The 9,088-nt window shown below is 73.2% G+C and carries 9 protein-coding genes; 3 read left to right on the top strand and 6 right to left on the bottom strand.

What is annotated here, in order from left to right:
- The 4 genes from GT042_RS20785 to GT042_RS20770 all read right to left on the bottom strand — a co-directional run.
- Window positions 1-692, bottom strand: a 692-nt coding sequence (locus GT042_RS20785; protein WP_202533315.1) for an AAA family ATPase, incomplete at its 3' end; no start/stop codon positions are given.
- A 149-nt stretch (window positions 693-841) separates the two neighbouring features.
- The gene (locus tag GT042_RS20780; protein ID WP_345943852.1) at window positions 842-1,744 is read right to left on the bottom strand and encodes an NAD kinase; all 903 of its coding nucleotides are present in this window, start codon (window positions 1,742-1,744) and stop codon (window positions 842-844) included.
- A 107-nt stretch (window positions 1,745-1,851) separates the two neighbouring features.
- A complete protein-coding gene (locus tag GT042_RS20775; RefSeq protein ID WP_161310233.1) occupies window positions 1,852-2,667 on the bottom strand; it encodes a TlyA family RNA methyltransferase in 816 nt (271 codons plus the stop codon).
- Window positions 2,668-2,674: 7 nt separating this feature from the next.
- A complete protein-coding gene (locus GT042_RS20770) occupies window positions 2,675-3,028 on the bottom strand; it encodes a hypothetical protein (protein ID WP_161310232.1) in 354 nt (117 codons plus the stop codon).
- A 42-nt stretch (window positions 3,029-3,070) separates the two neighbouring features.
- On the opposite strand from GT042_RS20770, the gene GT042_RS20765 reads away from it, so the two are divergent.
- On the top strand, window positions 3,071-3,418 hold the full coding sequence (locus GT042_RS20765) for a sterol-binding protein (RefSeq protein WP_161310231.1): 348 nt from the start codon (window positions 3,071-3,073) through the stop codon (window positions 3,416-3,418).
- A 115-nt stretch (window positions 3,419-3,533) separates the two neighbouring features.
- Entirely contained in the window at window positions 3,534-4,388 is an 855-nt protein-coding gene (locus GT042_RS20760; RefSeq protein ID WP_161310230.1) for a siderophore-interacting protein, read from the top strand.
- Window positions 4,389-4,475: 87 nt separating this feature from the next.
- Here GT042_RS20760 and GT042_RS20755 read toward each other — a convergent pair whose 3' ends face one another.
- Entirely contained in the window at window positions 4,476-5,507 is a 1,032-nt protein-coding gene (locus tag GT042_RS20755) for an HAD-IIA family hydrolase (RefSeq protein ID WP_161310229.1), read from the bottom strand.
- Window positions 5,508-5,580: 73 nt separating this feature from the next.
- Between GT042_RS20755 and GT042_RS20750 the strand changes: the two genes are divergently transcribed.
- Window positions 5,581-6,885, top strand: coding sequence for a DUF1015 domain-containing protein (locus GT042_RS20750; protein ID WP_161310228.1), 1,305 nt, complete (start codon window positions 5,581-5,583; stop codon window positions 6,883-6,885).
- A 60-nt stretch (window positions 6,886-6,945) separates the two neighbouring features.
- Here GT042_RS20750 and GT042_RS38270 read toward each other — a convergent pair whose 3' ends face one another.
- Window positions 6,946-7,701 carry a tetratricopeptide repeat protein gene (locus GT042_RS38270; protein WP_237531008.1) on the bottom strand — a complete coding sequence of 252 codons (756 nt, stop codon included), beginning with the start codon at window positions 7,699-7,701 and terminating at the stop codon, window positions 6,946-6,948.
- Window positions 7,702-9,088 lie beyond the last annotated feature (1,387 nt).

Genomic DNA, 9,088 nt, shown 5'->3' with positions numbered 1-9,088 from the left:
GCGGAGGCCAGCGCCTCCGCGTGGCCCAGCCGCTCGGCCTCGGCGGCGAGTTCGACGTCCTCGCCCGGCAGCGGTTCGACCCCGGCGATCTCCGCCAGGCCGAAGCGCAGCAGGTCGGCCTCCTGCGCCCGTTCCCTGGCGCGGGTGGTCAGTTCGTCCACCTCGCCGGCGACCGCGCGCAGCCTGCGGTAGGCCGCCGCGTACTTGGCGTGCGGGTCCGTGACCGTCCCGCCCGCGTACCGGTCGAGGGCCTGCCGCTGCCGCGCGGGCCGCAGCAGCCCCTGCTGGTCGGTCTGGCCGTGTACGGCGACGAGGTCGTCCGCCAGTTCGGCCAGCACCCCCACCGGCACGGAACGCCCGCCGATGTGGGCGCGCGAGCGCCCCTCGGCCGAGACGGTCCTGCTGATGAGCAGCGCGCCGTCGTCCAGCTCGGCACCGGCCTCCTCGGCCCGTACCGCCGCCGGATCGCCCGGTGACAGGGTGATCCGCCCCTCGACGACCGCCGCCTTCGCGCCGATCCGCACCAGGGCGGCGTCGGCCCGTCCGCCGAGCAGCAGCCCGAGGCTGGTGACGACCATGGTCTTGCCCGCGCCGGTCTCACCGGTCACCGCCGTGAAGCCGGGCGACAGCTCGACGACCGCGTCGTCGATGACCCCGAGCGACCGTATCCGCATCTCCTCCAACACGGTCATGACCATACGAGGTCCGGGGGCCGCCGTGCGACGGACCCCACCCCCCATTCGCACGGACGTACGGTGTCCGGCCTTCCGTACGACCGGCCCTGCGGCCCTCTCCGTGCCTCAGGCACCCGCCCTGACCTGCGCATGCCCGCCGGTACGGCTCAGTGCGGCGCGCCGCGCCAGCCGGAGACGGGCAGCGCGAACTTGGCCACCAGCCGGTCCGTGAAGGACGCGTGGTGGAGCCGGGCCAGCCGTACGGGCACGGCCCCGCGCCGCACCTCCACCCGCGCGCCCGGCGGCAGCTCGACGGTCCTGCGCCCGTCGCACCACAGGACCCCGTTGGGGGTGTTCGGCTGCACCTCCACCGCCAGGACCGTCGTCGGCGAGGTGACCAGCGGCTTCGCGAACAGCGCGTGGGCGCTGATCGGCACCATCAGCAGCGCCTCCACCTCGGGCCACACCACGGGCCCGCCGGCCGAGAACGCGTACGCGGTGGAGCCGGTGGGGGTGGCGCAGATGATGCCGTCGCAGCCGAAGCCGGTGACCGGGCGGCCGTCGATCTCCAGGACCACCTCCAGCATCCGTTCGGGCGACACCTTCTGGACGGCGGCCTCGTTGAGCGCCCAGTCCCGGTGGACGACGTCGCCGTTGCTGTGGACGACGACGTCTATCGTCATCCGCTCCTCGACCTCGTAGTCGCGGCTGACGACCCGGGCCACCACCTTGTCGAGATCGTCGCGCTCCGCCTCGGCGAGGAACCCGACCCGGCCGAGGTTGACGCCGAGCATCGGCACACCGGAGGCGCGGGCGAACGCGGCGCCGCGCAGGAGGGTGCCGTCGCCGCCGAGCACGATCAGCAGCTCACAGCCTTCGAGGACTCCCGGGGTGGCCTCGGGAACGGTCTCCACGGACGACGGCAGCGGCAGGTCGACCGCCTCGCCGGCCAGCACCCGTACCCCGATGCCGTTGCGCAGCAGCCCGCTGACGACCAGCTCCGCGCTGCGGATGGCCGCGGGTCTTCCGGTGTGCGCGAGGAGGAAGACGGTACGTGGTGCGTCGGTGATGCTCACGGTGTCGACGGTGTTCGCGGTCGACGTGGTGTTCGTGGTCGCGATGGTGTTCGCGGTCGCGTCGGTGTTCGTGGTGTTCGCGGTCAACGTGGTGTTCGTGGTCAACGGGGTCCCTCCGCCACTGCACGGTCGACGTCCGCCGGATCGAGTTCGGGCGCTCCGGCGTGGAGCCACAGAAAGTACTCGACGTTCCCGGAGGGCCCGGGCAGCGGACTGGCGGTGACACCCCGCACCCCGAGGCCCAGCGCGGCGGCCCGCCGGGCCACGGCCCGTACGGTCTCCGCGCGCAGCTCGGGGCTGCGGACGACACCTCCGTTGCCCAGCCGCTCCTTGCCGATCTCGAACTGCGGTTTGACCATCAGGACGAGGTCCGCGTCAGGGGCGGCGCAGCGCACCATCGCGGGCAGCACCAGGCCGAGCGGGATGAACGAGAGGTCACCCACGATCACGTCCACGGGCTCCCCTCCGATCTGGTCGAGCGTCAACTCCCGCACGTTCGTACGGTCCTTGACGGTGACCCGTTCATCGCCCCTGAGGGACCAGGCGAGTTGTCCGTATCCGACGTCGACCGCGACCACGTGGCCGGCCCCGGCCCGCAGCAGGACGTCCGTGAAGCCGCCCGTGGAGGCGCCGGCGTCCAAGGCCCTGCGGCCCTCCACGGTGAGGCCGAGGGGGGTGAACGCGGCGAGCGCGCCCGCGAGTTTGTGCCCGCCGCGCGACACGTAGTCGGGGTCGCCGTCGTCCTCGGTGACGACCACGGCGGCGCTGGTCTCCACCTGGGTGGCGGGTTTGGTCGCGACGGCACCGCCGACCTTCACCCGGCCCGCGGCGATCAGCTGGCTCGCGTGCTCGCGGGAGCGGGCGAGTTTACGGCGTACCAGTTCGGCATCGAGACGGCGGCGTGCCAGTCCTGCCACGTTCGGTTCAGCTCCTGTGGTCGTACGCGTGAGGGGTCGCCGGGGGCGCCGGGGGTCCCTGCGGGGCCGGGCGTGCGTCGAGCGCGGTCAGCGCGTCGCGCAGCCCCCGGTGCACATCCTCGTACACCTCCTGGTGCCCGTCGGCGGGGAGGTGGTCGGCGTCGGCCAGCCGCGTGAGCAGCTCGTCCGCGGCGGGGTCGCCGGTCGGCACCCGTTCCACACCGAGCGGCCGGGGGGCGGCCGGCTCGAAGGCCGGCGGTGGGACGGGCGGTGACGCGGGCGTCGGGGAGCTCGTCGCGCCAGGGTCGGGACCGGCCGGGGGCGCCGGGGAGTCGTGCGGGTCCGCCACGGAGTCGTTCATGCCCCGACGCTACCCCGAAGCCCTGCGGTACCGTCGCTCACGATGGCGACGAAGGAGGAGTGCCGCAGCGCACTCGAGAAGCTCTCGGACAATCTGGCGGGCGCGGACGGGGACATCCGTACCGCGGCCGGCTTCGACCGTTCCCTGAGCTGCCACATCACCGATCTGGACCTCACGTTCCGGGGCGAGCTGGTGGGCGGCCGGATCGAGGTGAGGGACAGCGTGCCGGGGCCACCGCCCGACAAGGCGCAGATCCGCCTGGCGATGACGGGCGACGACCTGGTGGCGCTGGTCGACGGCGACCTGCACTTCGCGCGCGCCTGGGCCTCGGGACGGGTCAGGCTGGAAGCGGGCTTCCGGGACCTGCTGCGCCTGCGCGCGCTGCTCTGACCGCCGGGAGGCCGGCGGCCCGGCCGGGCGAGGGCGCCCGACTCCGTCCCGGGGACTGCCGACCCCTTTCCGGTTAGGTTAGCCTTGCCTCGCAAGCATCGAGGAAGGGCATCGTATGAGCACCGTCTCCCACGTCCCGTACCGGTACTTCGACGTCCAGGTGGTCCGCACCGAGCGGATCACCCCCGGCATGCTCCGCGTCGTCCTCGGCGGCGCCGGCCTCGCCGCCATGGCCACGGCGGGCCGCGACCAGCGCGTCAAGCTCTTCCTGCCGCACCCCGGCCAGGACAGGCCCGTCATGCCGCCCATGGAGACGGACTCCGACGACTGGTACGAGAACTGGCGCGCGCTCGACCCCGGCGTACGCGGCATCATGCGGACGTACACCGTCCGCGAACTGCGCCGCGAACCGTCCGAGGTCGTCGTCGACTTCGCACTGCACGGCGGCGCGGACGACCCGGCCGCCGGACCCGCCGCACGCTGGGCCGGTACGGCGGCCCCCGGCGCCCGGCTCGGTCTCCTCGCCCCCGTGGAGGAGGACAACCTCGGCTACGACTTCCGCCCGCCCGAGAGCGCCGACTGGATCCTGCTCACCGGCGACGCCTCGGCGCTCCCCGCCCTCGCCGGCATCCTCGAATCCCTGGCCCCCGGCATCCCGGCCCGCGTCTGGATCGACCTCCACGACCGGGACGACCGCCAGGACCTCCCCACCAAGGCCGACGCCGAGATCACCTGGCTGGTACGGGACGCGCACGGCGACTCCCCCAGCACCGCCGACGCGATCCGCGCCGCCACCCTGCCGCCGGGCACGCCGTACGCGTGGGTCGCCGGCGAGTCGGCCACGGTGAAGGCGGTACGGCGCCACCTCGTCGCGGAACGCGGATTCGACCGCGGGGCCGTGAAGTTCACCGGCTACTGGCGGCGCGGGACCTCGGAGGACCAGCTGCTCCAGGCGGACGAGGACGCCTGAGACAGGCACGCCCGGCGGTACGGGCCCGCACTGCCGGGCCCGTACCACCCACGCCGCACCACCCCCTCGTACCACCACCCCCGAGCCCTACAGGTCGAGCTTGGCCAGCGCCTTGCCCGCGTCCAGGTCGGCGGCCCCGTCGCCCGCGTGGGTCCACGCCGCCGCGCACAGCGCCCGCAGCCCGTCCATCGCCCCGCCGTCCCCCGCGAGCGCCAGCTCACCGCCCCGCACGGACGCCGTCCACCCCCCGCAGCCGAACCCGCCCGCCACCTCGGTGACTTCGGGCTGCCCGGTCAGCAACCCCCGCAGATCCGCGTCCACATACGTCGGCCGGTGCGCGGGCTCCGCCGCGAGGAGCCGCGCCGCGTCCGTCACCCCGGTCAGGACCAGCAGCGAGTCGACCCCGCCGTTGAACGCGCCCTCGATGTCGGTGTCCAGCCGGTCCCCGACGACCAACGGCCGCTCCGCTCCCGTACGGAGGATCGTCTCGCGGTGCATCGGAGGCAGCGGCTTCCCCGCCACCTGCGGCTCCGCACCCGTCGCGATCCGCACGACCTCCACGGCCGCGCCGTTGCCCGGCGCGATCCCCCGCGCGCTCGGAATCGTCAGATCCGTGTTGGAGGCGAACCACGGCACGCCCCGCGCGATGGCGTAACCGGCCTCCGCGAACCGCCCCCAGGCCAGGTCGGGCCCGCCGTACCCCTGCGCCACCGCGACCGGTCCGTCGTCGGCCGACTCGACCGGTTCGAGGCCGCGTTCACGCAGCGCGACCCGCAGCCCCTCACCCCCGATGACCAACACCTTGGAGCCGTCGGGCACCTGTTCGGCGATCAGCCGGGCCACCGCCTGCGCCGAGGTGATCACATCGGCGGGATCGGCCGACACCCCCAACTCCGTCAGGTGCGCGGCGACGGCGTCCGGGGGCCGCAGGGCGTTGTTGGTGACGTACGCCAGACGCATCCCCGCGTCCCGGGCCGTACCCAGCGCGTCCACCGCGTGCGCGATGGCCTCACCGCCCGTGTACACCACCCCGTCGAGATCGAGCAGAGCCGTGTCGTACGCCTCGTTCAGCGGTGTCGTACTGCCGCGGGGCCTGGTCGTGCTCTGCTGCTCGCTCATCGAGTCTTCCGCTCCTCGCTCGGGACATCTCCCCCGATCATCGCTCATCCCGTACCCCACATACGATGCACGGATGAACACCACAGGTCCGCCGGACGAGAACAGAGGTCTGCGCCTGCTCCCGATCCGCGGACTGCGCTACGTCCCCGAGCGGGTGGGCAGCCTGTCCGCCGTGACCTCACCGCCGTACGACGTGGTCATCAGGCCCGACGGACTCCACCACCTGGAGTCGGCGGACCCGTACAACATCGTCCGGCTGATCCTCCCGCAGGCCGCCACCGCCGGGGAGAGGCACCGGCAGGCGGCGCAGACACTCGCGGCGTGGCTGGCGGAGGGCATCCTCGCCGCCGATCCCGAACCCGCCCTGTACGTCTACGAGCAGCGCAAGGGCGATCTGCTGCAACGCGGGGTCATCGGGGCGCTGGAGCTGTCCGTACCGGCCGACGGGATCGTGCTGCCGCACGAGGACGTGATGCCGGACGTGGTGGAGGACCGGGCGGCCCTGATGCGGACGACGGCGGCGAACCTCGAACCGCTGCTGCTGACGTACCGATCGGAAGACGCCACCCCTGGCGCGGAAACGGACACGACGGGTACGAGCGCGGTCGTCGGACGCACCCTCAGCCGGCCGCCGCTCCTCGCCACCACCACCGAGGACGGCTTCGCCCACCGCCTGTGGTCGGTCACGGACCCCGCCGACCTCGCCGAGATCCGGACCGACCTCGCGCGCCACCAGGCGCTCATCGCCGACGGGCACCACCGCTGGGCGACGTACCTGCGGCTGCGCACCGAGCATCCGGCGGGCAGCCCCTGGGACTTCGGACTTGTCCTGCTGATCGACACGGCCCGCTACCCCCTCCAGGTCCGCGCCATCCACCGGCTGCTGCACCGGCTCCCGGTCGCGCGGGCCGTCGACGCGATCGGGGACGCGTTCCGGGTCCGTACGCTCGACGTCCCGCTGCCGGAGGCTCTGGCCGCACTGGCGGAGGCCGCGTCGGAGAGCAACGCGTTCCTGCTGGCCGGGGACGGCCGCTTCCACCTGGTGGACCGCCCGGACGAAGGCCTGCTGGCCCGTACGGTACCGGCGGAACCGCCCGCCGCCTGGCGGGAACTGGACGCGACGGTCCTGCACGCCACGCTGCTCGACCACCTCTGGCGGATCCCGGACGCGCCCGAGTACATCGCCTATCTGCACGACACGGAGGCGGCCGTCACCCAGGCCGAACGGGTCGGAGGGACGGCGGTGCTGATGCATCCGGTACGCGAGGAGGTCGTACGGGACCTGGCGCGGCAGGGGGTCACGATGCCGCGCAAGTCGACGTCGTTCGGCCCCAAGCCGGCGACCGGGCTGGTCCTGCGGAGCCTGACGCTGGGCTGAAACGGAAAAAGGCGAGTGGGCGGCACCCCGGTCGGGGGTGCCGCCCACTCGCCTCACAGCTCAGTGCTTGGTGTTGTCGTCGTCTTCGTCCTCGTCGTCTTCGTCCTCGTCGTCATCCAGATCGGCCGCGACCTCGACGTCGACGTCAGCAACGTCGTTGTCGACCTCGTCGTCATCCTCGTCATCGTCATCGTCATCGACCAGGGCGTCCACGAACTCGACCCCGTCCAGCTCCGCGAGACGGTCCGAGGCGTCCGTCGAGGCGTCCTTGTCCGCCTCGACGGTCTTGCCGAACCATTCGCGCGCCTCGTCCTCACGCCCGGCCGACAGCAGGGCGTCGGCGTAGGCATAACGAAGACGGGCGGTCCACGGCTGTACGGAGTGGGACGCCAGCTCGGGGCCCTGCAACGTGACGATGGCGGCCTCGATCTGCCCCATGTCCCGCCGCGCTCCGGCCGCGACCATCCGCATCTCGACCTGACCGGCCTTGTCGAGCTTGGCCACCTCGGGCTCACCGGCCATCGCCATCGCGCGCTCCGGACGGCCGAGGCCGCGCTCGCAGTCCGCCATCACGGGCCACAGGTCGACGTTCCCGGTCATCCGCTTCGCGGCCCGGAACTCGGCCAGCGCCTCCGCGTACTTCTGGGTGGCGTACGCGGCAAAGCCGGCCGCCTCGCGGACGGCCGCGACCCGGGAGGCGAGCCGCAGGGCGATACGGGAGTACGCGTACGCCTGCTCGGGGTCGTCGTCGATCAGCTGGGCGACCATGACGAGGTTCCTGGCGACGTCGTCGGCGAGCGTCTTGGGCAGGCTCATCAGCTCCTGCCGCACGCTCTTGTCGACCTCGTAACCGGTGATCTCGTCGGGGATCGGCAGCCGCTTGATGGGCTCTCGGTCGCGCTCGCGCTCGTCACGCCGCGCGTAGCCGGTCCCGCGCTCGCCGTCCCGGCTGCCGTAGCCGCCGCCGGGGCGCCCGCCCCGGTCGTCACGGCGGGCGTACCCACCGCCGCCGGACGTGGGACGGCCACCACGGTCGTTGCCACGGTCGTTGTCCCGCCGGGGGCCACTGCCGCCCGGCCGGTCGTCGCGACGCTGGTAACCGCCGCCGGCGCCACCACCGGTGGGACGGCTGCCACGGCTGTCGTCACGACGGGGACCGCTGCTGGGCCGGTCGTCACGCCGGAAGCCGGACCGGTCGTCGTCACGGCGGGGAGTGCTGGGGCGCTCGTCACGACGGTCGTCGCGCCGGAACGCGGGCCGGTCGTCGTCACGACGGGGTGTGCCGGGCCGGTCGTCGCGACGCTGGAAGCCGCCGCCACCGCCCCGGTTGTCGTCCCGCTTGAAGGGAGGACGGTCGTTGTTGTCACGGCGAGGAGCGCTGCTCGAACGATCGTCGCGCCGGGGACCGCTGCCACTCGGCCGGTCGTCGCGACGCTGGTAGCCACCACTGCCGCTGCCACCACCGGTGGGCCGCCCGCCACGGTCGTCACGACGGGCGGGGCCACCGCCCGTGCCGGGCCGGCCGCCGCCGAAGCCACCGGAACCGCTGGGACGGCCACCACGGTCGTCATCACGGCGCGGACCGCCGCCGGCCGGTCGGTCGTCACGGCGCGGACCGCTCGGGCGGTCGTCACGCCGGTCGCCACGGAACGAGGGCCTGCCTTCGCCACGGTCGTCACGACGGGGACCCGAAGGCCGGTCGTCACGACGCTGGTAACCACCATTGCCGCTGCCACCACCGGTGGGCCGGCCACCACGGTCGTCACGGCGAGGGGCCCCACCACCGGTGTTGGGCCGACCACCGGTGCTCGGACGGCCGCCCGTGCTGGGCCGACCACCCGTGCTGGGCCTGCCACCCGTACCGGAGCGACCACCACCGGCACCGCCGGACGCGCCCGCACCTGCGGGACGGCCGCCACGGAACCCTCCCCGGTCGCCACCGCTGTCCCTGCTGCGACGTGGCTCGCGCTCAGGTCGGTCGTCGGAGGAATTGGGGGACATCGGTGGCTCCTGTCTGCGGGTACCGCAGTAATTCTCGCGTGGCCGACCTTCGGACGCGCGTCGGGAAAGAAGTACGGAAGAAAAACGGGAAAAACAAAAAGGACCCTTGGTCCAGCATGAACGCTGGACCAAGGGTCCTTGAAAGATTGTTCGGCGGCGTCCTACTCTCCCACAGGGTCCCCCCTGCAGTACCATCGGCGCT

Origin of the sequence: Streptomyces sp. SID3212 (assembly GCF_009865405.1) — a bacterium.
Taxonomy (GTDB): Bacteria; Actinomycetota; Actinomycetes; order Streptomycetales; family Streptomycetaceae; genus Streptomyces.
The sequence above is the reverse complement of the archived record's forward strand: the minus strand, read 5'-3'. Positions and strand labels throughout refer to the sequence as shown.